This window comes from Pseudomonas kilonensis, from assembly GCF_001269885.1.
In the GTDB taxonomy this organism is placed as follows: Bacteria; Pseudomonadota; Gammaproteobacteria; order Pseudomonadales; family Pseudomonadaceae; genus Aquipseudomonas; species Aquipseudomonas kilonensis.
Map to the genome: position 1 here is coordinate 25,390 of NZ_LHVH01000035.1, position 23,853 is coordinate 49,242.

The 23,853-nt window shown below is 61.0% G+C and carries 21 protein-coding genes; 14 read left to right on the forward strand and 7 right to left on the reverse strand.

Features of this window, described 5'->3' with window-relative positions:
- Window positions 1–43: 43 nt before the first annotated feature.
- Window positions 44–2,440 carry a PAS domain-containing sensor histidine kinase gene (locus AD662_RS25565; protein WP_024616726.1) on the reverse strand — a complete coding sequence of 799 codons (2,397 nt, stop codon included), beginning with the start codon at window positions 2,438–2,440 and terminating at the stop codon, window positions 44–46.
- Between the two features lie 74 nt (window positions 2,441–2,514).
- Here AD662_RS25565 and AD662_RS25570 point away from each other — a divergent pair, with 74 nt between their 5' ends.
- Complete coding sequence (locus AD662_RS25570) at window positions 2,515–3,507, forward strand: alpha/beta hydrolase family protein (protein WP_053189952.1); 993 nt, start codon at window positions 2,515–2,517, stop codon at window positions 3,505–3,507.
- Between the two features lie 218 nt (window positions 3,508–3,725).
- Here the strand turns inward: AD662_RS25570 and AD662_RS25575 are convergent, their stop codons facing one another.
- Genes AD662_RS25575 through AD662_RS25585 form a run of 3 tightly spaced genes read right to left on the reverse strand, consistent with a single transcriptional unit; the run spans window position 3,726 to window position 6,188 of the window.
- Window positions 3,726–4,493: a TerB family tellurite resistance protein gene (locus tag AD662_RS25575; protein WP_024616728.1), complete on the reverse strand. Its 768-nt coding sequence runs from the start codon at window positions 4,491–4,493 to the stop codon at window positions 3,726–3,728.
- 1 nt (window position 4,494) lies between these two features.
- Window positions 4,495–5,166: an N-acetylmuramate alpha-1-phosphate uridylyltransferase MurU gene (gene murU, locus AD662_RS25580; RefSeq protein ID WP_018607213.1), complete on the reverse strand. Its 672-nt coding sequence runs from the start codon at window positions 5,164–5,166 to the stop codon at window positions 4,495–4,497.
- Window positions 5,163–6,188, reverse strand: a complete 1,026-nt coding sequence (locus tag AD662_RS25585; protein ID WP_053182506.1) for an aminoglycoside phosphotransferase family protein — start codon at window positions 6,186–6,188, stop codon at window positions 5,163–5,165. The genes murU and AD662_RS25585 overlap by 4 nt, the downstream gene beginning before the upstream one ends.
- A 130-nt stretch (window positions 6,189–6,318) precedes the next feature.
- Between AD662_RS25585 and AD662_RS25590 the strand changes: the two genes are divergently transcribed.
- From AD662_RS25590 to AD662_RS25640, 11 genes are all read left to right on the forward strand, one after another.
- Window positions 6,319–9,117 (forward strand): LPS-assembly protein LptD, encoded by a 2,799-nt coding sequence (locus AD662_RS25590; RefSeq protein WP_053189953.1) that lies wholly within the window; start codon window positions 6,319–6,321, stop codon window positions 9,115–9,117.
- Window positions 9,098–10,414: a peptidylprolyl isomerase gene (locus AD662_RS25595; RefSeq protein WP_018607218.1), complete on the forward strand. Its 1,317-nt coding sequence runs from the start codon at window positions 9,098–9,100 to the stop codon at window positions 10,412–10,414. The genes AD662_RS25590 and AD662_RS25595 overlap by 20 nt, the downstream gene beginning before the upstream one ends.
- Complete coding sequence (pdxA, locus tag AD662_RS25600) at window positions 10,411–11,400, forward strand: 4-hydroxythreonine-4-phosphate dehydrogenase PdxA (protein WP_018607220.1); 990 nt, start codon at window positions 10,411–10,413, stop codon at window positions 11,398–11,400. Before AD662_RS25595 ends, pdxA begins: the two co-directional genes overlap by 4 nt.
- Window positions 11,397–12,215, forward strand: a complete 819-nt coding sequence (gene rsmA, locus AD662_RS25605) for a 16S rRNA (adenine(1518)-N(6)/adenine(1519)-N(6))-dimethyltransferase RsmA (protein ID WP_018607222.1) — start codon at window positions 11,397–11,399, stop codon at window positions 12,213–12,215. Before pdxA ends, rsmA begins: the two co-directional genes overlap by 4 nt.
- A 115-nt stretch (window positions 12,216–12,330) precedes the next feature.
- Window positions 12,331–12,711 carry a Co2+/Mg2+ efflux protein ApaG gene (gene apaG, locus AD662_RS25610; RefSeq protein ID WP_003206172.1) on the forward strand — a complete coding sequence of 127 codons (381 nt, stop codon included), beginning with the start codon at window positions 12,331–12,333 and terminating at the stop codon, window positions 12,709–12,711.
- Window positions 12,711–13,586: a symmetrical bis(5'-nucleosyl)-tetraphosphatase gene (locus AD662_RS25615; protein ID WP_053182515.1), complete on the forward strand. Its 876-nt coding sequence runs from the start codon at window positions 12,711–12,713 to the stop codon at window positions 13,584–13,586. Before apaG ends, AD662_RS25615 begins: the two co-directional genes overlap by 1 nt.
- Window positions 13,587–13,619: 33 nt before the next feature.
- Window positions 13,620–13,949 (forward strand): thiosulfate sulfurtransferase GlpE, encoded by a 330-nt coding sequence (glpE, locus tag AD662_RS25620; RefSeq protein ID WP_053189954.1) that lies wholly within the window; start codon window positions 13,620–13,622, stop codon window positions 13,947–13,949.
- A 299-nt stretch (window positions 13,950–14,248) separates the two neighbouring features.
- A complete protein-coding gene (locus AD662_RS25625; protein ID WP_018607229.1) occupies window positions 14,249–16,171 on the forward strand; it encodes a PrkA family serine protein kinase in 1,923 nt (640 codons plus the stop codon).
- A 113-nt stretch (window positions 16,172–16,284) separates the two neighbouring features.
- Window positions 16,285–17,556, forward strand: coding sequence for a YeaH/YhbH family protein (locus AD662_RS25630; protein ID WP_018607231.1), 1,272 nt, complete (start codon window positions 16,285–16,287; stop codon window positions 17,554–17,556).
- On the forward strand, window positions 17,553–19,118 hold the full coding sequence (locus AD662_RS25635; protein ID WP_018607233.1) for a SpoVR family protein: 1,566 nt from the start codon (window positions 17,553–17,555) through the stop codon (window positions 19,116–19,118). Before AD662_RS25630 ends, AD662_RS25635 begins: the two co-directional genes overlap by 4 nt.
- Before the next feature lie 63 nt (window positions 19,119–19,181).
- Window positions 19,182–20,408 carry a multifunctional CCA addition/repair protein gene (locus tag AD662_RS25640; protein ID WP_018607235.1) on the forward strand — a complete coding sequence of 409 codons (1,227 nt, stop codon included), beginning with the start codon at window positions 19,182–19,184 and terminating at the stop codon, window positions 20,406–20,408.
- Between the two features lie 151 nt (window positions 20,409–20,559).
- Here the strand turns inward: AD662_RS25640 and folK are convergent, their stop codons facing one another.
- Window positions 20,560–21,078 carry a 2-amino-4-hydroxy-6-hydroxymethyldihydropteridine diphosphokinase gene (gene folK / locus AD662_RS25645; protein ID WP_053189955.1) on the reverse strand — a complete coding sequence of 173 codons (519 nt, stop codon included), beginning with the start codon at window positions 21,076–21,078 and terminating at the stop codon, window positions 20,560–20,562.
- Window positions 21,069–21,422 carry a dihydroneopterin aldolase gene (folB, locus tag AD662_RS25650; RefSeq protein WP_018607238.1) on the reverse strand — a complete coding sequence of 118 codons (354 nt, stop codon included), beginning with the start codon at window positions 21,420–21,422 and terminating at the stop codon, window positions 21,069–21,071. Before folB ends, folK begins: the two co-directional genes overlap by 10 nt.
- Window positions 21,423–21,496: 74 nt before the next feature.
- Here folB and plsY point away from each other — a divergent pair, with 74 nt between their 5' ends.
- On the forward strand, window positions 21,497–22,066 hold the full coding sequence (gene plsY / locus AD662_RS25655) for a glycerol-3-phosphate 1-O-acyltransferase PlsY (RefSeq protein WP_018607239.1): 570 nt from the start codon (window positions 21,497–21,499) through the stop codon (window positions 22,064–22,066).
- A gap of 8 nt (window positions 22,067–22,074) precedes the next feature.
- Here the strand turns inward: plsY and tsaD are convergent, their stop codons facing one another.
- Window positions 22,075–23,100: a tRNA (adenosine(37)-N6)-threonylcarbamoyltransferase complex transferase subunit TsaD gene (tsaD, locus tag AD662_RS25660; RefSeq protein ID WP_018607241.1), complete on the reverse strand. Its 1,026-nt coding sequence runs from the start codon at window positions 23,098–23,100 to the stop codon at window positions 22,075–22,077.
- A gap of 199 nt (window positions 23,101–23,299) precedes the next feature.
- Here tsaD and rpsU point away from each other — a divergent pair, with 199 nt between their 5' ends.
- Window positions 23,300–23,515, forward strand: a complete 216-nt coding sequence (rpsU, locus tag AD662_RS25665) for a 30S ribosomal protein S21 (protein ID WP_002551877.1) — start codon at window positions 23,300–23,302, stop codon at window positions 23,513–23,515.
- The last annotated feature ends 338 nt before the right edge of the window (window positions 23,516–23,853 follow it).

The following is a 23,853-nucleotide window of genomic DNA, read 5'->3' on the forward strand; positions in this document are numbered from 1 at the left end:
GCGAGCTTGCTCGCGATTGGGCCCGCCCAGGCAACCCACCCCATCAGGCCTCCTGCAACGGCACCCGCACCGACAGGGTCGTCCCCTCCCCCGGCTCACTCTCCAGGGTCAACTGCCCGCCCATGATCAACACCCGTTCACGCATGCCGACCAGGCCAAAGGAGGTTGGCCGACCCGTATCGGCAATAAATCCTACACCGTCGTCGCTGACGGTCAGACACAATTCGTCGTCGTCCTGAACCAGCGTCAGCTCTACAGTATGCGCCTGGGCATGGCGCATCACGTTGGTCAGCGCTTCCTGGAGAATCCGGAACAGGCCAATGGCCTTGGCGTCGCTCAGGGGCGGCAGGTTGTCCGGCACCTGCACCAGACATGGGATCTGCGTACGCGCCTCGAAACGCCGGGCCTGCCATTCGATAGCCGAGGCAATGCCCGCATCCAGGATCGGCGGGCGCAAGGCCGTCGCCACGTCCCGCACCAGTTGGAACAGCTGGGCAATCAAGCGCTTCATGCTGTTAAGCCGCTCATGCAGGCCCGGATCAAGTTGTGCGTAGGCCAATTCACACATGGACGTTTCAAGCTTCAACACCGTCAGCATCTGACCCAGCTCATCGTGGACCTCCCGGGCGATGCGCGCCTTCTCCTCTTCCCGCACGCTTTCCAGGTGCGCCGACAACTCGCGCAACTGCTCCCGGGAGCTGGCCAGTTCCAGCTCGATGCGCTTGCTTTCGGTGATGTCCCAGACGATTCCGTCCCAAACGTAGGCGCCATCTTCCAGACGACGGGTGATCGCCTTGATCTCGGCCCAACGCTCCTGGCCTTCGCGGGTCAGGATGCGGCCCTGCCATGACCAGTCACTGTCAGTGTCCAGCGCCTGGTCCTGGGTACGGTGGTAATCGGCCTTGTCCTGCGGGTGCACCAGGCTGCGCAGCCCGGTGTCGCTGCGGGCCAAGGTCGCGGGGGAATAACCCACCAGGCTTTCGCTGCCCTCGCTGATGTAGGCAAAGTCGATCTGGCCGGTCACCGGCGCCCGCTCCAGGCGAAAGACCAGGCCTGGCACATTGGCGGCGATGCCTTGCAACCGCGCTTCGCTTTCGCGTAGCGCCGCCAGCGCACGTCGGCGTTCGGTCACGTCGTTGAGGTAGACCACCAGGTATTCGGCGTCGCGAAAACGCAGGAAGCTCAGGGAAACGTCAGCCGGCAGGATGCTGCCATCGGCTCGCACGCATTCGGTCTCGAAACTCTGCGGCCCGTCGTCACTGGCCCGGGCGCGCTTCCACAGGTTCAGCCAGCGATCCATGTGCAAGCCCGGCTCGAAGTCGATCAAAGGGCGGTCAATGATCGCGCCCGAGGCGTAGCCGAGCATGGTTTCAGCCGCTCGGTTGGCATAACGCACGTGGCTGTCCCAATTGACCCAGAGGATGCCGACCGTGCTTTGATCGATGGAAAACTGCGTCAGGCGCAAGGCTTCTTCGCTGGCAGCGCGCTGGACGATGTCCTCCTTCGCGGCTCGCAGACGGCGCTCCAGTGCGCGTTGCTGGCGGCGCTGCCAGAACACGATGGCAATGCTGCTGAGCAGTAGAACCAGAATCAACAGGGTCAGGTTCTGCCAGAAGCCCGGGGTCTCGGTCAGGCGTGGGTATTTTGGCTTGAGCCAACGGCTGTGCAGTTGCTCCAGATCCTTGGCCGGGATCGCCTGCAAACCGCTGTCGATGATCTCGGCCAGTTCCGGCCAGTCCCGGCGCGTGGCAACCCGCAGCAACTGCGGCAGGCCAATGTCGCCCACTACCGCCAGCTCAGCGAATTCGGGCTCGACCATCAGCCGCCCGAGTTGTGCCTCGTCGACCACCGCATATCGGGCCTGCTGGGTCAGCAATAATTGCAGGGCTTCGCGCTCCATCGGCACACCTTGCAGATTCAGCGCCGGGTAGTTGCTGCGCAAGTAATCGGCTATGGCGCTGGGCATGCGCACCGCGACCCGGGCCTGGGTGTCGAGTTTTTCCAACTCCACCCCTTCGGCCCCCTTCTGCGCGCCGACGATCAATTGCGGCACGCGCATATAGGGATCGGAAAACTGCCAGAGCTTGAGCCCGCCCGGGGATTGGGTCAGGCCCGGAGCAATGTCCACCTCGCCGGCGCGTACCGCGGCTTCCAGTTGCGCCACGTCCTGGAAATTGCGCCAGGTCAGCTCGACGTTCAACGCCTTGCCCAGCCATTGCATCAACTCGACGTTGGTGCCGGACAAACGCTGCAAGCGCCGGTCGTATTGCGCATAGGGCGCCTGCAACACCAGGCCAACCCGCCATTGCGGATGTTGCACCAGCCATTGGCGCTGCCCTGCATTCAATTGCACCCCGTGCGCCGACGGCGCGGGCGCGGCCCACGCCATCAAGGGAAGCCATAAACAGCCGATAACCCACAGGCAGCAAAAACGCATCATCGAAGTCTCATGCACTGACAAATACTGACCAACCCATTAGGCTGCCGGAAATACTTCTGGTCATGGAATATCCGATGCCCTCTGTTTATCGCCTGGCGTTGCCAGCATTGTGCCTGTCGCTGATCCTGCCAAGTGCCTTTTCTGTACGGGCCAGCGAAACGGCCCCCGCCGCCGAGCAACCTGCCGAAGAAAAACCCGTCGAGCGCCAGCCTTTGCTCGAGCGTAGCCAGGAAGAAGCGAGCGCACTTGAACGAAAAGTCCCGGTCCTGGAACAGCAACAGTTGCAGACTGGCAGCGATACCTTCCTGGCGCTGTGGAAACCGGCCAATACCAGTGATCCCAGGGGCGCAGTCATCATAATCCCCGGTGCTGGCGAAACAGCTGACTGGCCTCAAGTTATCGGCCCTTTGCGGAAAAAGTTGCCCGATGTTGAATGGAGCAGCCTGAGTATCACCCTGCCGGACCTGCAAAGCGACGTCATTGCACCGCGCGTGGTGCAAGCACCACCTGAGACCAAGCCGGCCGACACCGCTGCCGCAGCACCGGACGCCACCACTGCGGCACCGATCGAACAGGTCGCCGGTGGCGAAGCCGATGCGACAGATCCAGTCGTTGCCCCAACCGATGAAGAACACGCCAAGGCCGACGCCGAGCGCATTTTCGCCCGTATCGATGCCGCGCTGGCCTACGCCGAACAGCAAAGCGCACGCCGCATCGTGTTGCTGGGCCATGGTACCGGCGCCTATTGGGCAGCACGTTACTTGAGTGAGAGGCAGCCCTCGCAAGTCGAACGCTTCGTGATGGTGGCCGCCCAACCCCCGGTTACCGCCAAGCCCGCCCTGGCCGAACTGACCCCGACCTTGAAACTGGCGACCGCCGACATTTTCTACATGGACAAGCCGCTGGATCGCAACGCGGCGCTGGAGCGCTTGCAGGCGAGCAAACGCTTGAAAGGCTCGACCTTCAGCCAGGTGTCCCTCAAGGCCCTGCCGAACCAGGCGGCGGAGCAAGAGCAGCTGTTTCGTCGGGTTCGGGGTTGGTTGAATCCGCAGAAGACGGGGGAGTAAGGGCTGGCTCTGCCCCCTTCACCGTGGCAAGGGAGCTTGCTCCCGCTGGACCGCGCTGTAGGAGCTGCCGAGCGAAGCGAGGCTGCGATCTTTCCAAGACCAGTTGAATATCAAGCGAAAGATCAAGATCAAAAGATCGTCCGAGCGCGGCCCGAGCCTTCGGCAGCTCCTACCGCAGCCGAGCGGGAGCAAGCTCCCTCGCCACAGGGGGCAGTGGGCTAGCGAAAATCCCGCCGCTCGCGAATCAGTCGATAGGCGTTATGCAGCTCTCGGGTTTTGTCGGTGGCTTCACGCACCTGCAAGGGCGTTGCCCCGCTGCCGGCAATCTTGTCCGGGTGATGACGGCTGAGCAGGCGACGATAAGCGCGCTTGATCTGCGACGGTTCGCTGGTGGCCGAAACCCCCAGCAAGCGCATTGCTTCCTGGTAGGTCACGCCACTGTTGGGCCGCGACAGTTTCTGCGGCTCGTAATCAGCCGCCAGCGCCTGGACCTGTTGCGGCGTCCAGCCCAGCCACCGGCCCCACTGAGTCACCAGTTCTCGCTCGGCGACACCGGCACGCCCATCGGCCCAGACCATCCGCCAACACGCGCGCAATACCCCTTCAGCCGCATGGGGCTGGACGGCCAGGCGACGCATGTAACCGCGCAAGCGATCGTTTCCGGACTTGCCCCGGTTGAACGCCGCGATCGCCCGGCGCTGCGCCGATTCGCTCAAGTCCAGCGCACGCATTTCCTGACGAGCCTGCTGGATGTGGCCATCGACCACACGCCCATCACTTTTCGCCAGACGCCCGAGCAATACAAACAACAACTCATCGTTGCGTAACGCCGGACGTCCCCCCAGGCGCTCACGTACCTGCGCCCAGCCCTGCAGGTTCAGGCGCCGATCCAGTGCCTGTCCCAACAACGCCCCAAGCATGGCCCCCGGGATGCTGGCTATGGCAAAGCCCGCCCCGGCTCCAATCAGAGTCCCTGGCCACCACATATCAACCGCTCGCTTCTATCAAGGTTTCGACCTGCGCCAAACGTTCATGGGTGCCGACATCGACCCAATGCCCTTTGAGGTGCTCGCCACTGACGCGCCCCTCGGCCATGGCCGCGCGCAACAGCGGTGCGAGCTTGAACGCACCGTCCGAGCAACCGTCGAACAACCGCGGGTGCAGGACGGCAATGCCGCTATAGGTCAGGTTGTCGGCAGGCGCGTGCCTATCGTGAACCTTTCCGTCGACCAGGACGAAATCGCCGCCTGGGTGATGCTCGGGATTATCGACGAGCACCAGATGCGCCAACCCTTCGAGCGGCCGGCGCAAAGCACTGAAATCGTAGTCGGTCCAGACATCGCCATTCACCACCACAAACGCTTCATCGCCCAGCAGCGGCAAGGCCCGGAAGATTCCACCACCGGTTTCCAGCGGCTCGCCTTCGGGGGAAAACCGAATGTTCACGCCAAACCGTGAGCCGTCCCCCAGGTGATCTTCGATCTGCTGACCGAGCCAGGCGTGATTGATCACGATCTCGGTGAACCCGGCCCGCGCCAGCGCCCGCAAGTGGTATTCGATCAAGGGAACACCACCGACGCGAATCAACGGTTTTGGCGTGGTAAGGGTCAAGGGGCGCATGCGTTCGCCCTTGCCCGCCGCCAGGATCATCGCCTTCATGCCGTTGCTCCGGCCGATTGCCGCAGGCTGCCCAGCAGTTCATCGAGCGGTGCCAGTTCCGGACGACGGGCAATGACCGCTTCTATATAAGCAAAGAAACGCGGCACATCGCCGAGGTAACGTGGCTTGCCGTCACGATGACAAATGCGCGCGAAGATCCCGATGACCTTGAGATGGCGCTGCACGCCCATCAAGTCGCTGGCCCGCAGGAAGTCCTCGAGATCCGGCTGGACGGGAATGCCGAGGGCGCCGGCCTGCTGCCAGTAACTCTCCAGCCAGCCGCGCACACGCGCCTCGGGCCAACTGAGGAAGGCATCCTTGAACAGACACGTCACGTCGTAGGTGACGGGGCCATAGACCGCATCCTGAAAATCCAGCACGCCGGGGTTCGGCACGCTGAGCATCAGGTTGCGCGGCATGTAGTCGCGGTGCACCAGTACTTTGGGCTGGGCCAGGGCACTGTCGATCAGCAGCTCGCTGGCCTGCTGCCAGAGTTGCTGCTGGGCCGAATCCAATTCGATACCCAGCTCGCGCTTGACGTACCACTCGGGGAACAATTCCAGCTCCCGACGCAGCAACGCGACATCGTAGCTCGGCAACGGCGCAACCATCGGCAGTTGCTGGAAAGCCAACAAGGCTTGCAGGGCATCGCGGAATAAATCGTCGGCATTTTCGCCGGTGATCACGTCCAGATAGGTCTGGTTGCCCAAGTCATTGAGCAAAAGAAAGCCGCGTTCGAGGTCTTCGGCATAAATTTTTGGCACGTTAATGCCAGATTTCGCCAGCAAAAAAGCAATATCCACGAAGGGTTTGCAGTTTTCCTGGGGCGGTGGCGCATCCATTACGATCAAACTGCGACCCTCGCCTTCCCAGCGGAAATAACGCCGAAAACTCGCGTCACTGCTGGCGGCGGTCAACGTGGCCGGGGGTACGACGCCCCAGCCCTGTTGAGTGAAAAGGATCGGCAGTTGTTCATCGAGCCAAACTTTCAGGTGTTGCAAGCGTACATCTTGGTCGGGCATTGCAAGGGTCTCCGACGGCGCTAGCCGTCAAGCGGGTCATGCTTTATTATCCAGCATCTTTTTCAGACCATCGAGAGGCGTGCGGCCCACACCGCGGGCAGATGGCACGCAGGAAGCCCGGACTAATAAGATGGCATTGAAATCCCCCGCGTTTCGTAAAAAATTTCCGTTGCTGGTCACCGGCAGTCTGCTGGCCCTGCAACCCCTGGCCTCTTCATTCGTCGTCGCGGCGCAGCAGTATGACTGCTCCGTCTCCGCTTCGGGTGCCTGGGACTGTGCACCCAAGACACCGGCCGCCGCGTTGCCGCCGCGTCCCGTGCATGACGGCAGTGCGGTTTCCGACAGCGGCGCAGCGGCGGCCGACAGCAGCTCGGGCGAGGAAGCCGGCGAAAAGCCGATGCTCGTTACCGAAGCCAAGGGCCGTGGCCTGAAGTCACGCAGTGCAGACTACAGTCACCTGGATTGGGTTCCACGGGAGAACCTCACCCCGGCGCAATTGGCTGAAACCGGCCCTTACTGTGCAGGGGCCTATATCGAGCCGACGCGTCCTGGCATGAACGACAAGACGGCCAAGAGCGACGCCCCCACCTTCCTCGGCGCCAAGGCGTCACGCTATCAGCAGGAAGAACAGGTGGCGACCCTGGCCGGTGACGTGGTCATGCGCCAGGGCAGCATGCAGGTCGAGGCCGACGAGGCCAGCCTGTACCAGGCCGAGAACCGCGGTGAGCTGAGTGGCAACGTGCGGGTGCGCGACAACGGTGCGCTGATCGTCGGCGACCACGCCGATGTACAGCTGGACACCGGCGAAGCCAAGGTCGACAACGCCGAATACGTGATGCACAAGTCGCGTATCCGGGGTAACGCGCTGTACGCCAAACGCGCCGAGAACGCGATCATCCGCCTCAAGGACGGTACCTACACCACGTGCGAACCGGGCAGCAACGCCTGGACGCTCAAGGGCAACAACATCACCCTGAACCCGGCCACCGGCTTCGGTACCGCGACCAACGTGACGCTGCGGGTCAAGGACTTCCCGGTCCTGTACACGCCGTACATCTACTTCCCGATCGACGATCGTCGCCAGTCCGGCTTCCTGCCGCCGACCATCGGCAGCGGCAGCGACACCGGTTTCCTGCTGGTCACCCCGTACTACTTCAACCTGGCGCCGAACTACGATGCCACGTTGTACCCGCGCTACATGAGCAAGCATGGCCTGTTGATGGAAGGCGAATTCCGCTACCTGACCAAGTCCAGCGAAGGTCAGTTCGGCGCGGCGTACCTCAACGATGAAGAAGACGAGCGCAACAAGCAGTCCGACTACAGCAAGACCCGCTACATGTACAACTGGCAGCACAAGGGCGGGCTCGATTCGCGCGTGCTGACGGAAGTCGACTACACCAAGATCAGCGATCCTTACTACTTCCAGGATTTGCAGACCGACCAGATCGGTGTCGAGTCCAAGGACTATGTGAACCAGCAAGGAGCCGTCAGCTATCGGGGCGACAACTATGTTGCCCGCGTGAATGCCCAGGCTTACCAGATGGCGACGATTTCGAAGATCACGCCTTATAACCGCCTGCCTCAGATCACGTTCAACGGTGAGCTGCCTCAGCATCCGTACGGCCTGGATTTCGCCTACAAGACCGAGCTGGTGCGATTTGATCGAAATCTGCGCGACGGCCTCTATAGTGATAAAGATGGCGTCACGACACCGTGGCTGGATACCCGGGTTTGGGGCCTTGCCCGGGCAAATGGCAATCGTCTGAACCTGGCGCCTGTCATCAGCCTGCCGATGAACGCAAGTTATGGCTATATCAAGCCATCGCTCAAGTACCAGTACACCCAATATGATCTGGATCTGGACGGCGAAGGCAAAGGCGATATCGCTGGGCAGACCGCAGAACTGGATCGCCTACGCGGCACGTACAGCAGCAGCCAGAGCCGTGGCGTTCCAATCGCCAGCATCGACAGCGGCTTGTATTTTGACCGTGATACTCAATGGTTCGGCACCAACTATCGCCAGACCCTGGAACCACGCCTGTTCTATCTTTATGTACCGGAGAAGGATCAGAGCGATATTCCGGTATTCGATACCAGCGAATCGACTTTCAGCTATTCCTCGCTGTTCCGGGATAACCGCTTCACCGGCTCCGACCGTGTCGGCGACGAGAACAAACTTTCCCTGGGCGTGACCAGCCGCTGGATCCAGGAAAACGGTTTCGAGCGCCAGCGCGTCAGCGTCGGCCAGGCCTTTTACTTCAAGGACCGCGAAGTTCAACTACCAGGCATCGACTTCAACACGCGTGAAGATGCCAAGTCAGACGTATCTCCATACGCACTGGAGTACGAATTCCGCTGGAACCGCGACTGGCGAACCACAGCTACCTACAACTGGGACCCTGACACCCACAGCCCTCGCTCGGGCAGCGCGATGTTCCACTATCAGCCTGAAGACAACCCGAACAAGGTTATCAATGCTGGCTATCGCTATCGCAACGATCAGGTCCGTTACGACGAAGCTACCGGTACATGGCAAGTGGGCGGCGGCGACTACGGTACGCCAGGTACACCTGGCTACGTGAAGGACTACTACAAGATCAAGCAGCACGACTTCTCGGTCATCTGGCCGATCGTGCCGCAGTGGAACGCGATCAGTCGCTGGCAGTATGACTACAACCGCAACCGTACCCTGGAAGCCTTCGGTGGTTTCGAATACGACAACTGCTGCTGGAAACTGCGCCTGATCAACCGTTACTGGGTCGACTATGAAGAGTTCAGTCAAGCCGCCCCGGAAAACGAAAAAGGCGACCACGGCATCTTCCTCCAAATTGTTCTGAAGGGACTCGGCGGCCTGACCGGCGCCAAGGTAGAGAGCTTCCTCGACAAAGGCATCCAAGGTTATCGTGAACGTGAAGACCAAGCTTTCTGATTGTCTGCGCCCGCTGATGCTGGGCGCGCTGTTCCTGGGTACCGCGGCCAACGCCGCGGTAGAGTCCATCGATAAAGTGGTGGCCATTGTCGACAACGACGTGGTCATGCAGAGCCAGTTGGACCAGCGCGTCCATGAAGTGCAGCAAACCATCGCCAAGCGCGGCGGTGGCCAGCCGCCTCCAGGCGTGCTGGACCAGCAAGTGCTCGAACGCCTGATCGTCGAAAACCTGCAACTGCAGATCGGCGAACGTTCCGGCATCCGCATCACCGATGAAGAACTGAACCAGGCCGTCGGCACCATTGCCCAGCGCAATAACATGAGCATCGACCAATTCCGCGCCGCCCTGGCTCGCGACGGCCTCTCCTACGAGGACGCCCGCGACCAGATCCGCCGCGAAATGGTCATCAGCCGTGTGCGTCAGCGCCGCGTAGCCGAACGCATCCAGGTGTCGGAGCAGGAAGTGAAGAACTTCCTCGCTTCCGACCTGGGCAAGATGCAGCTTTCCGAAGAACTGCACTTGGCGAACATCCTGATTCCGACCCCGGAAAGCGCCAACTCCGAAGCGATCCAGAGCGCTTATCGCCAGGCGATGGATGTCTACCAGCAGCTCAAGCAAGGTGCTGATTTCGGCCAGATGGCCATTGCCAAGTCGGGCAGCGACAACGCCCTGGAAGGCGGTGACATGGGCTGGCGCAAGCCCGCTCAACTGCCGCCTCCGTTCGACCGCGAACTGAGCGCCATGGCCGTGGGCGACATCACCCAGCCTGCGCGTACGCCAGGCGGCTTCATCATCCTGAAAGTGCTGGAGAAGCGCGGTGGTGGAACCCAGGTCCGTGACGAAGTGCATGTTCGCCACATCCTGATCAAGCCCAGCGAGATTCGCAGCGAAGCCGAGACCAAGCGCCTGGCTGAGAAACTCTACGACCGCATCGAAGCGGGCGAAGACTTCGCTGAACTGGCGAAGAGTTTCTCGGAAGACCCGGGGTCGGCCCTCAACGGCGGCGACCTGAACTGGGTTGACCCCAATGCACTGGTTCCAGAGTTCCGCCAAGTCATGGCCGATACGCCGCAAGGCCAGTTGTCCAAGCCGTTCAAGAGCCCTTATGGCTGGCACGTGCTGGAAGTCCTTGGCCGCCGCGCCACCGACAGCACCACCCAGGCTCGTGAACAGCAGGCGATGACCGTATTGCGCAACCGCAAATACGACGAAGAACTGCAAACCTGGCTGCGTCAGATTCGCGACGAAGCCTACGTTGAAATCAAACTTCCTGGTGCAGACCAGGCAGCGCAGTGAAACCCAAGCGTTTCGCGCTGACACCCGGCGAACCAGCCGGCATCGGTCCCGACCTGTGCCTGCTGCTCGCCTCGCAAGCCCAGCCACATCCCCTGATTGCCATCACCAGTCGCGACCTGCTCCTTGAGCGGGCCGCGCAGCTGGGGGTGGTCGTCGACCTGTTACCCGTGACACCGCAGGCCTGGCCGGACGTCCCGGCGCCCGCCAACAGTCTGTATGTCTGGGATACCCCCCTGGGTGCTCCAGTCGTCACCGGGCAGCTGGACAAGGCCAACGCCGCGTTCGTCCTGCAAACCCTGACCCGCGCAGGCGAAGGCTGCCTGGACGGATCGTTCGCAGGTATGATCACCGCACCGGTGCACAAGGGTGTGATCAACGAGTCCGGGATTGCCTTTTCCGGGCACACCGAATTCCTGGCGGACCTGACCCACACCGCGCAAGTGGTGATGATGCTCGCCACCCGTGGCCTGCGAGTGGCCCTGGTGACCACTCACCTGCCCTTGCGCGACATCGCCGACGCCATCACCCCGGAACGCCTGGAACGGGTCACGCGCATCCTGCACGCCGACCTCCAGGAAAAATTCGGCATCGCCCGGCCACGCATCCTGGTCTGTGGGCTCAATCCCCATGCCGGTGAAGGCGGACACCTGGGCCGTGAAGAAATCGACATCATCGAACCTACCTTGGAGCGCTTGCGCAGCGAGGGCATGGACCTGCGTGGCCCGCTGCCTGCCGACACTCTGTTTACCCCAAAATATCTGGAGCACTGCGACGCGGTGCTGGCGATGTACCACGACCAGGGCCTGCCCGTGCTGAAGTACAAAGGCTTCGGCGCGGCAGTCAACGTGACGCTGGGCCTGCCGATCATCCGCACCTCCGTGGACCATGGCACTGCCCTGGACCTGGCCGGCAGCGGCAAGATCGATACCGGCAGCCTGCACGTCGCGCTGGAAACCGCCTACCAGATGGCCGAGACTCATTTATGACCGAGCAATACCAACACCGCGCGCGCAAGCGCTTCGGCCAGAACTTCCTGCATGACGCCGGCGTGATCGATCGCATCCTGCGCTCCATCCGGGCCAAGCCCGACGATCGCCTGCTGGAAATCGGCCCGGGCCAGGGCGCCCTGACCGAGGGCCTGCTCGACAGCGGCGCGCAACTGGACGTGGTGGAACTGGACAAGGACCTGGTCCCGATCCTCAACCAGCAATTCGCCGGCAGGAGCAATTTCAGCCTGCACCAGGGCGACGCGCTGAAGTTCGACTTCAATAGCCTGAACGCCGCGCCGAACAGCCTGCGGGTGGTGGGAAACCTGCCGTACAACATCTCCACGCCGCTGATCTTCCACCTGCTGAGCAATGCCGGCCTGATCCGCGACATGCACTTCATGCTGCAAAAAGAAGTGGTCGAGCGCCTCGCCGCCGGCCCTGGCGGTGGTGACTGGGGTCGCCTGTCGATCATGGTCCAGTACCATTGCCGGGTCGAACACCTGTTCAACGTCGGCCCAGGCGCATTCAACCCGCCGCCGAAAGTCGACTCGGCCATCGTCCGACTGGTGCCCCATGCCGTCCTGCCGCACCCGGCCAAGGATCACCGCCTACTGGAGCGGGTGGTGCGCGAAGCGTTCAACCAGCGCCGCAAGACCTTGCGCAACACCTTGAAACTTCTGCTCAGCAGCACTGAAATCGAAGCCGCTGGCGTCGATGGCAGCCTGCGCCCCGAGCAGCTGGACCTTGCCGCTTTCGTGCGCCTGGCCGACAAGCTCAGCGAACAGGTCGCCCCGCAAGTCGACGCCAACTGAACGGGTGACGATGGCTATCGGGCAGTACACCAATCTGGTCTACTACCCGATATCTGGCCTAGACTGATCTCCTGAGTCGCGCCCGCGTCCCGCTTCGCTTTTAAGGCCTTTTTGCATGTCCGATCCTCGTTATCAGGTCGACGTCAGCGTCACCACCCGTTTTCTGGCAGAACAGTCGCAACCCGAGCATGACCGCTTCGCCTTCGCCTACAGCATTACCGTGCGCAACAACGGCTCCTTGCCGGCCAGGCTGCTGTCGCGGCACTGGATCATCACCGACGGCGATGGCCATGTCGAAGAAGTGCGTGGCGAAGGTGTGGTCGGCCAGCAGCCGTTGATCGACGCCGGCAAAAGCCACAGCTACAGCAGCGGCACGGTGATGACGACCAAGGTCGGCACCATGCAGGGCACCTACCAGATGCTGGCCGAGGACGGCAAACGCTTCGACGCCGTCATCAAGCCCTTTCGCCTGGCCGTGCCCGGAGCCCTGCACTAATGGCCACGTATGCGGTCGGCGACCTGCAAGGCTGCCTCGACCCGCTCAAATGCCTGCTGGAGCGCGTCGCCTTCGACCCGCAAAAAGATACGCTGTGGCTGGTGGGCGATCTGGTCAACCGTGGCCCTCAGTCCCTTGAGACGCTGCGCTTTCTCTACGGCATCCGCCAGTCGCTGGTGTGCGTGCTCGGCAACCACGACCTGCATCTGCTGGCCGCCTGGCAGAACATCGAACGCCTGAAAAAATCCGATACCCTGAACGAAATACTCGCGGCCCCCGATTGCGTTGAGCTGCTGGAGTGGTTGCGCCAGCAAAAGCTCATGCACTACGACGAGGCGCGCAACCTGGCGTTGGTCCATGCAGGCATCCCGCCCCAATGGTCCCTGCGCAAGGCGCTCAAGTGCGCTGGCGAAGTCGAACACGCATTGCGCGACGACAATCTGTTCGCCCCTTACCTGGACGGCATGTACGGTAACGAGCCGATCAAGTGGGACAACGACCTCACCGGCAGCGCCCGTCTTCGCATCATCACCAATTATTTCACGCGCATGCGCTTCTGCACCCGCGACGGCAAGCTCGACCTCAAGGGCAAGGAAGGCATCGAGACCGCACCGCCCGGCTATGCCCCCTGGTTCAAGCACGGTGAGCGCAAGACCCGTAACCTGAAGATCATTTTCGGGCACTGGGCGGCACTGGGAGGTCAATGCGACGAGCCCGGCGTCTTCGCCCTCGATACCGGCTGCGTGTGGGGCAGCGCCATGACGCTGATGAACGTCGACACGGGCGAGCAACTGCATTGCGATTGCGACGAACAGGGCCACGCCAGAACCCATCACCTGACCACTGCACCATTGCCGGCCGGCACTGCCGTCTGACCGGCGTTGCGCCTCAGCGCTAAAGGAGCCCTCATGACTGAATTCAAACGCATCCCCCCGGAACAAGCCCAGGCCCTGCGCGAGCAAGGCGCGGTCGTCGTCGACGTTCGCGACCCAGCCACCTTTTCGGCTTTGCACATCAGCGGTTCCAGGCACCTGGATAACCACTCCATCGCCGACTTCATCCGGGCCGCCGACCTCGATGCACCTACCGTCGTGGTCTGCTATCACGGTAACTCCAGCCAGAGCGCAGCCGCCTATCTGGTCAGCCAGGGCTTCAGCGACGTCTACAGCCTGGACGGTGGTTTCGAGTTGTGGCGTGCGACTTATCCTTCAGAAACAGCGCAAGACAAACACGAATAATTTTTTAAGCCGTCCAAGCCCGCGTGAACCGTGGGCTTGAGCGATGGCAGACGAACGGTCTGCCATAACTAATTACGTATTCCACCTTTACCTCCGCGATTCCGAACTATCCTTAGCCTCAGGCCATCCAAAACAGGGGAGAGCCGGTACACCGGCGCGCGGGTCATCGGGAGTCAGCTTTCAAGAGCCTGCATGCTTGGAAGCATTCTGGGGGGTAAACGGCAACTGGGTTCCCAGCGGCTGTCCAGCATCGACTGATTGATCCGACACCGGCTCCACGTATCGAGCGAGGTGACGTCATGAGCATTTTTAGCCACTTCCAGCAACGTTTCGAGTCCACGCGGCAGGAGGAATACTCGCTGCAGGAATACCTCGAACTCTGCAAGCAGGACCGCAGCGCCTATGTATCGGCTGCGGAGCGTCTGTTGCTGGCAATCGGAGAACCGGAGCTGCTGGATACCTCGGCCAACTCGAGGCTTTCGCGGATTTTCTCCAACAAAGTGATTCGCCGCTATCCGGCCTTTGAGGACTTCCACGGGATGGAAGAATGCATCGACCAGATCGTGTCCTATTTCCGCCACGCCGCCCAAGGCCTGGAAGAGAAGAAGCAAATCCTCTATCTGCTCGGCCCCGTGGGTGGTGGTAAATCGTCCCTGGCCGAAAAACTCAAGCAACTGATCGAAAAAGTGCCCTTCTACGCCATCAAGGGCTCGCCGGTGTTCGAATCGCCCCTGGGGCTGTTCAACGCCACCGAGGACGGCGCGATCCTCGAGGAAGACTTCGGCATTCCACGCCGCTACCTCAGTACCATCATGTCGCCATGGGCGACCAAGCGCCTGGCCGAATTTGGCGGCGACATCAGCCAGTTCCGGGTGGTCAAGCTCTACCCGTCGATCCTCAACCAGATCGCGGTGGCCAAGACCGAGCCGGGTGACGAAAACAACCAGGATATTTCCGCCCTGGTGGGCAAGGTCGATATCCGCAAACTGGAAGAATTCCCGCAGAACGACGCCGACGCCTACAGCTATTCGGGTGCGCTGTGCCGGGCCAACCAGGGCCTGATGGAATTCGTCGAAATGTTCAAGGCGCCCATCAAGGTGCTGCACCCGCTGCTGACCGCCACCCAGGAAGGTAACTACAACAGCACCGAGGGCCTGGGGGCCATTCCGTTCACCGGCATCCTGCTGGCTCACTCCAACGAGTCGGAATGGCATACCTTCCGCAACAACAAGAACAACGAGGCCTTCATCGACCGGATCTACATCGTCAAGGTGCCGTACTGCCTGCGCGTGACCGACGAGGTGAAGATCTACGACAAGCTGCTGTTCAACAGTTCGCTGTCCAAGGCTCATTGCGCCCCCGACACCCTGAAGATGCTGGCCCAGTTCACGGTGCTGTCGCGTCTCAAGGAGCCGGAAAACTCCAACATCTATTCGAAGATGCGTGTGTACGACGGTGAAAACCTCAAGGACACCGATCCGAAGGCCAAGTCGATCCAGGAATACCGCGACAACGCGGGGGTTGATGAAGGGATGAACGGGCTATCCACACGTTTCGCGTTCAAGATCCTGTCCAAGGTCTTCAACTTCGACCCCCACGAGATCGCGGCCAACCCGGTTCACCTGCTGTATGTGCTGGAACAGCAGATCGAGCAGGAACAATTCCAGGCCGAAACCCGCGAGCGCTACCTGCGTTTCCTCAAGGAATACCTGGCCCCGCGCTACATCGAGTTCATCGGCAAGGAAATCCAGACGGCGTACCTGGAGTCCTACAGCGAGTACGGCCAGAACATCTTCGACCGCTACGTGCTGTACGCAGACTTCTGGATCCAGGACCAGGAATACCGCGACCCGGAAACCGGCGAGATACTCAATCGCGTGGCCCTCAACGAGGAACTGGAAAAAATCGAGAAACCGGCGGGCATCAGCAATCCGAAGGACTTCCGCAACGAGATCGTCAACTTCGTACTGCGCGCCCGGGCCAACAACAACGGCAAGAACCCAACCTGGCTCAGCTATGAAAAGCTGCGGGTGGTCATCGAGAAGAAAATGTTCTCCAACACCGAAGACCTGCTGCCAGTCATCAGCTTCAACGCCAAGGCCAGCAAGGAGGACCAGCAAAAACACAACGACTTCGTCACACGCATGGTCGAACGTGGCTACACCGACAAACAGGTACGACTGCTCTCCGAGTGGTATCTGCGGGTCCGGAAATCGCAGTAAGCAGCGGCAAGCTTCTAGCTACAGCCTGCAAGGGAACGGCGTTGAGCCCATGGCTCGACGCCACGCCCCTTGCAGCTTGAGGCTTACGACTTGAAGCTCCCCCGGAGGGGCCTATGAGCTATGTGATCGACCGACGCCTTAATGGCAAGAACAAGAGCACGGTGAACCGCCAGCGGTTTCTGCGGCGTTACCGTGACCACATCAAGAAGGCCGTCGAAGAGGCGGTCAGCCGGCGTTCCATTACCGACATGGAACACGGCGAACAGATCAGCATCCCCGGCCGCGACATCGACGAGCCGGTGCTCCACCATGGTCGCGGCGGCAAACAGACCGTCGTGCACCCTGGCAACAAGGAGTTCACCAGTGGCGAGCACATCCCCCGTCCCCAGGGCGGAGGCGCCGGCAAGGGCCCCGGCAAGGCCGGCAACTCCGGCGAAGGCATGGATGAGTTCGTGTTCCAGATCACCCAGGAGGAATTCCTGGAGTTCATGTTCGAGGACCTGGAGCTGCCGAACCTGGTCAAGCGTAACCTGACCGGCACCGACACCTTCAAGACCGTGCGTGCTGGTATCAGCAATGAAGGCAATCCGTCACGCATCAACATCATCCGCACCCTTCGTTCAGCCCACGCCCGGCGCATCGCGTTGTCGGGCAGCAGCCGGGCAAAACTGCGCGAGGTCAAGGAAGAACTGGCCCGCCTGAAACGCGAAGAACCCGACAATTTCGGCGACATTCAGGACCTTGAAGCGGAAATCGAGAAACTCAGCGCCCGCATCCACCGCGTACCGTTCCTCGACACGTTCGACCTCAAGTACAACCTGCTGGTGAAACAGCCAAACCCCAGCTCCAAGGCGGTGATGTTCTGCCTGATGGACGTGTCCGGCTCCATGACCCAGGCCACCAAGGACATCGCCAAGCGCTTCTTCATCCTGTTGTACCTGTTCCTGAAACGGAACTACGACAAGATCGATGTCGTGTTCATCCGCCACCACACCAGCGCCAGGGAAGTGGACGAAGAGGAATTCTTCTATTCCAGGGAGACAGGCGGCACCATTGTCTCCAGCGCCCTGAAGCTGATGCAAGAGATCATGGCCGAACGCTACCCAGCCAACGAATGGAACATCTATGCGGCCCAGGCGTCGGACGGCGACAACTGGAACGACGATTCACCGATCTGCCGCGACATCCTGATCAACCAGATCATGCCGTTCGTCCAGTACTACACTTATGTGGAGATTACTCCACGCGAACACCAGGCCTTGTGGTACGAATACGAACGAATTGCCGAAGCTTTTTCCGACACATTTGCCCAACAGCAACTGGTCTCGGCCGGGGATATCTACCCGGTCTTCCGTGAACTCTTCCAGCGCAGGTTAGTGACATGACCGCCAAAAAAGAGCAGAAGCGCCAGCCCATTTCCACCGGCTCCGAATGGACGTTCGAGCTGATCAAGGCCTACGACCGCGAAATCAGCCGTATCGCGGACCGTTATGCCCTCGACACCTACCCGAACCAGATTGAGGTGATCACCGCCGAGCAGATGATGGACGCCTACGCGTCAGTCGGCATGCCGCTGGGCTATCACCACTGGTCCTACGGCAAGCACTTCCTCAGTACCGAAAAATCCTACAGCCGCGGCCAGATGGGACTGGCCTATGAGATCGTCATCAACTCCGACCCCTGCATCGCCTACCTGATGGAAGAAAACACCATCTGCATGCAGGCACTGGTGGTGGCGCACGCCTGCTATGGGCACAACAGTTTCTTCAAGGGCAACTACCTGTTCCGCACCTGGACCGACGCCAGCTCGATCATCGATTACCTGGTGTTCGCCAAGCAGTACATCATGCAATGCGAGGAACGCCACGGCATCGACGCGGTGGAAGACCTGCTGGACTCCTGCCACGCCCTGATGAACTACGGCGTGGACCGCTACAAGCGGCCTTACCCGATTTCCGCCGAAGAGGAACGCCGGCGCCAGAAGGATCGCGAAGAGCACCTGCAAAAACAGATCAACGATCTGTGGCGCACCATTCCCAAGGGTGCAGACAAGTACAACGAAAAAGACAATGCCCGTTTCCCTGCCGAGCCCCAGGAGAACATTCTCTATTTCATTGAAAAACATGCGCCGTTGCTGGAGCCCTGGCAGCGGGAAATCGTGCGCATCGTGCGCAAGATCGCCCAGTATTTCTATCCACAGCGCCAAACCCAAGTGATGAACGAAGGCTGGGCCACGTTCTGGCACTACACGCTGATGAACGACCTGTACGACGAAGGCCTGGTCACCGACGGCTTCATGATGGAGTTCCTGACGTCCCACACCAGCGTGGTGTTCCAGCCCGGCTTCGACAGCCCGTACTACAGCGGTATCAACCCCTACGCACTGGGTTTCGCCATGTACCGCGACATCCGGCGCATGTGCGAAAACCCTACCGAGGAAGATCGTCACTGGTTCCCGGAAATCGCCGGTTCGGACTGGTTGTCCGCCATTAAATTCGCCATGAGCAGCTTCAAGGACGAAAGCTTCATCCTGCAGTACCTTTCGCCCAAGGTGATCCGCGATCTGAAACTGTTCAGCATCCTCGATGACGATCAGAAAGATGACCTGCTGGTACCTGCCATTCACGACGAGGGCGGCTACCGCATCATTCGCGAAACCCTCGCGGCGCAGTACAACCTGGGCAATCGGGAGCCCAATGTGCAGATCTACAGCATTGACCGCCGCGGGGATCGTTCGCTGACGCTGCGGCACCAGGCGCACAACCGCAAACCACTGGGCGACTCCACCGACGAAGTGCTCAAGCACCTGCATCGCCTCTGGGGTTTCGACATCCACCTGGAAACCCTGCAAGGCGACCAAGTGATGAAAACCCATCACGTGCCCCCCAGAAGCGAACAAGCCGAAGGCGACTATGGTCGCCTGGACCTGGCCGTCATTCATCTTTGATCCCGTTTTCGCCTCCGGACGTCTGACGCAAAGGTTATCCTGTCGGACCAACGGAGGTTTTTTATGCAGATCTATAAAGTTGGCGGCGCCGTTCGCGATCGCCTGCTGGGCATTCCCGTCACCGACGTCGATCGGGTCGTGGTGGGGGCCACCACCGAGGAAATGCTCGCCAAGGGTTTTCGCCCCGTGGGGGCCGATTTTCCGGTATTCCTCGAGCCGAAGACTGGCGAGGAATACGCCCTCGCCCGCACAGAGCGCAAAAGTGGTCGCGGCTATGGCGGCTTCGTGTTCCATGCCAGCCCTGAAGTGACCTTGGAGGAGGACCTGGTTCGCCGGGACTTGACCATCAACGCCATGGCAGAAGACGACCATGGCAACCTGACCGATCCGTATCACGGCCAGCGCGATCTGGAAGCCCGGATACTGCGTCACGTTTCCCCCGCTTTCGCCGAAGATCCACTCCGAGTCCTGCGGGTTGCCCGCTTCGCCGCGCGTTATGCTCCGCTGGGTTTCAAGGTGGCAGACGAAACCCTTGAACTGATGCGCCAACTCAGCGATTCCGGCGAGCTGGAAGCACTGACGGCCGAGCGCAGCTGGAAAGAAATTTCCCGTGCTCTCATGGAAAAACAGCCACAGGTATTTATCCAGGTCTTGCGCGACTGCACGGCCCTCAAGGTCCTGATGCCTGAGGTCGATGCGCTGTTTGGCGTACCCCAGCCTGAAGCCCATCACCCGGAAATCGACACCGGCGTCCATACCCTGAGCGTGCTGGAACAAGCCGCCCTGCATCGACAGCCGCTGACGGTCCGCTGGGCCTGCCTGCTCCATGACCTGGGCAAAGGCCTGACGCCCCAACACGAATGGCCGCGACACATCGCCCATGAGCACACGGGGTTGAAGCTGATCAAAGCGGTCAACGAACGCTTCAAGGCGCCCCGCGACTGTCAGGAGCTGGCGTTGTTGGTCGGCCAATACCACACCCATGGCCATCGCGCGCTTGAACTGAAGGCGTCTACTTTGCTTGAGCTGCTGCAGAGTTTCGATGTGTACCGTCGACCTCAGCGCTTCGAGGAGTTCATCGCAGCCTGTGAGATGGATGCGCGAGGGCGCAAAGGGCTTGAAGAACGGAGTTATCCACAGGCTGATTATCTGCGAGGCGCAGCGGCAGCGGCCCGCGCGGTGGCGGTGCAGCCTTTGCTGGAGAAGGGTTTCAAGGGGCCGGAGCTGGGAGAGGCGATCAAGCGTGAGCGTCTCAGGGTGTTGAAGGCCTACAAGGAAGCGGCGAGCTGACGGAATCTTGGATCAGCTTGCATTTGTGTTGGATGTTCCGTCGTCATCGCGAGCAGGCTCGCTCCCACAGTGGATTTCGGTTGAACACAAGCTATGTGCACGCTGAAATCCTAATGTGGGAGCGAGCCTGCTCGCGATGGCGGCAGGCGCCTCAACGCAGGTTCGATGGCGTAAGCTGCTGGCCCCGCCATTCAAAAGCCACCGGCGCCAGCACCTGGTCGATCTGCGCTTCTTCCCACAACGTGGCAAAGCTTTTGCCCACACCCGGATGAATTCGATCCGGCGCGATCAACGACAAAGGCCACAGGACGAAGGCGTTCTTGAGGATTTCCGCGCGCGGCAGGATCAACCCATCGAAGTTGCCGACCTGTTCGCCATACAACAACACGTCGATATCCAGCGGCAGCCCCTTGCGGTCCGGCGCATAGCGACCGTTGTCCGCCTCAATGAACTTGAGGCGACGATCCAGTTCCATCAGCGGCAGATCCGTGAAGGCCGAGACGACAAAATTGAAGAATGGCCCGCTCTTGATACCCACCGGCTGGCTCTCGAACACCGCCGAACAGCGCATGTCCACCAGGAAACCGGCCAAGGCCTCCAGACCGGCGCACAGATGGGTTTCGCGCTCGATATTGCTGCCGAGCCCGAGAAAAACCTGAGTCAGCGACATCCGCGCTCGATCTCCACACCCACGCCGCTGGCCGCCGGTACAGCGCCAGGCTTGGTCACTTTCAGACGCAGCCAGGTGATCTTGAACTCATCCATGAGCGCCTGGGCCAGCCGCTCGGCAAAGGTCTCGACCAATTGGAACTGCGCCTGCTCGGCAAACGCCTGGATGCGTGACGACACGCTGGCATAGTCGAGCGCCAGGGTCAGGTCGTCGCCTGCGGCGGCCGGGCGGTTGTCCCAGGCAAAGCTCAGGTCAAGCCGCAGGCACTGTCGGATGCCTCGCTCCCAGTCGTAGGCACCGATTACCGTGTCGACTTCCAGGCCTTCGATAAACACTCTGTCCAAGCACTCTTCTCCGCAGCACGACAAGGGCGCAATGCGCCGTTAGAATCAGGGCGTCCTCGCCCGGAATAGTTAGCATGTTTTGGTTACTGGCGATTCTCGCCTACCTGCTCGGCTCGCTGTCCTTCGCCATTTTGCTCAGCCGCCTGACCGGTCACCCGGATCCGCGAATGAGTGGCTCGGGTAATGCCGGCGCCACCAACATGCTGCGCCTGGCCGGACGCAAACTCGCCATCCTGACCCTGCTGGGCGACCTCTGCAAAGGCCTTGTCCCGGTATTGATCGCCAGCCTTGCAGGGCTCTCGTTGCAGCAACAGGCCTGGATCGGCGTCTGCGCCGTTATCGGCCATCTATTCCCGCTGTACTTTCGCTTTCGTGGCGGCAAGGGTGTCGCCACCGCCGCCGGCATGCTGCTGGGCCTGTACCCGCCCGCCGCCCTGCTGGCTGTCTGTGCCTGGCTGCTGACGTTCTACCTGACCCGCACCAGCTCCCTGGCCGCGCTGATCGCCACACCGCTGACCCTGCCGTTGCTGGCCTGGCAGGAACCGGCGGCCTTGCTGCCAATGACCGCACTGGTTGCACTGATCGTCTGGCGTCACCGGGGCAATCTACGCGACCTGTTCGCCGGGCGCGAACGGCATTTTTAAATGACGCTTCACAGCGGCGCCAACTGCTCCATCGGCCAGCGCGCCTGCACGCTGATCGCCAGGCTTTCGTGCTGGCCGGCCTGCAAACGCTGGCAGCCGGCAAAGGCAATCATCGCGCCGTTATCTGTGCAGAACTCCGGCCGGGCGTAGTAAACGTCGCCCTTCATGTCGCCGAGCATTTTCTCCAGCGATGTCCGCAAGGCCTTGTTCGCACTCACACCGCCAGCGATCACCAGGCGCTTGAGCCCGGCCTGCTTGAGGGCACGCTTGCACTTGATGGTCAAAGTCTCCACCACGGCCTGCTGGAACGCCAGCGAGATGTCGCAACGGGCTTGTTCACTGTCGTCCCCGGCGCTGACACACTGCTGCCAGGTGTTCAGGGCAAAGGTCTTCAGCCCGCTGAAACTGAAATCCAGGCCGGGACGGTCACACATCGGCCGCGGGAACACGAAACGCCCACCGACCCCTTGCGTCGCAAGCCGGGAGATTTCCGGCCCACCGGGATAATTGAGGCCCATCATTTTTGCAGTTTTGTCGAACGCTTCGCCGGCAGCATCGTCGAGGGTTTCGCCGAGCAGCTCGTATTGGCCGATCCCATCGACCCGAATGAGCTGCGTATGGCCGCCCGAGACCAACAAAGCGACGAACGGAAATTGCGGCGGTTGCGACTCCAGCATCGGCGCCAGCAGGTGGCCTTCCATGTGATGCACGCCCAGGGCCGGAATCCCCCAGGCAAAGGCCAGCGCCTGGGCACAGGAAGCGCCCACCAGCAACGCGCCCACCAGGCCCGGGCCGGCGGTGTAGGCGATGCCGTCGATCTCGGTCGGCACGCAGCCAGCCTCGGCCAGGACCTGGCGAATCAAGGGCAGCATGCGCTTGACGTGATCGCGGGAGGCAAGCTCGGGCACCACCCCGCCATAGGCGCGGTGCAGGTCGATCTGGCTGAACAGCGCATCGGCCAGCAGGCCGCGTTCACTGTCGTAAAGTGCGACACCGGTTTCGTCGCAGGAGGTTTCTAATCCCAGTACTAGCATGGGTTTGCGCCTTGTAGAGGCTGAATTCGAAGGCGCGCATAATAGTCGCCGCGTTGTGCCCCGACCAGCGGTTTTCGATCAGAGGCTTTGCATTCCGAGCGTTGAGGGGTTAACATCCGCAACCCTTAAAAACCGACGTCTTCAAGTGCTCTTTTGCCGCGAGGATGTTGACCCCGGTAATGAATGAAGGTAGCTCTGGATGCCAGCCGTCAAAGTAAAAGAGAACGAACCCTTCGACGTAGCTCTGCGTCGTTTCAAGCGCTCCTGCGAAAAAGCCGGTGTTCTGGCTGAAGTTCGTAGCCGCGAATTCTACGAGAAGCCGACTTCTGAGCGTAAGCGCAAGGCAGCAGCCGCTGTTAAGCGTCACGCCAAGAAAGTTCAGCGCGAACAGCGCCGCGCCGTACGTCTGTACTAATACACAGACGTCCGTAGCAAGCTTCTGCCAAGCCCGGCCCTCAAGCCGGGCTTATGGCATTTGCGGAATAACGCTTGATGCTTCACTGTCAAAGCCGCAGACGCGACCAAGACAACCTGCTTCACCGCGTCAGACCTGGCTCTTTTGCCAGCGGTGCACGTCTTTCCTGACGAGCCTTCCAAGGCTACCGACGAGCACACCCTGATTCCTCTAACGACGATCAGCCCAAGGCACCTGCCTGCGTGTCCGCTTCATGAGCTATCCGAGGCCTGAACGGCTGTTACCGGACTCAGCGCAACACATTCAAACAGTCGAATACTGATAGTTATTAACGTCAG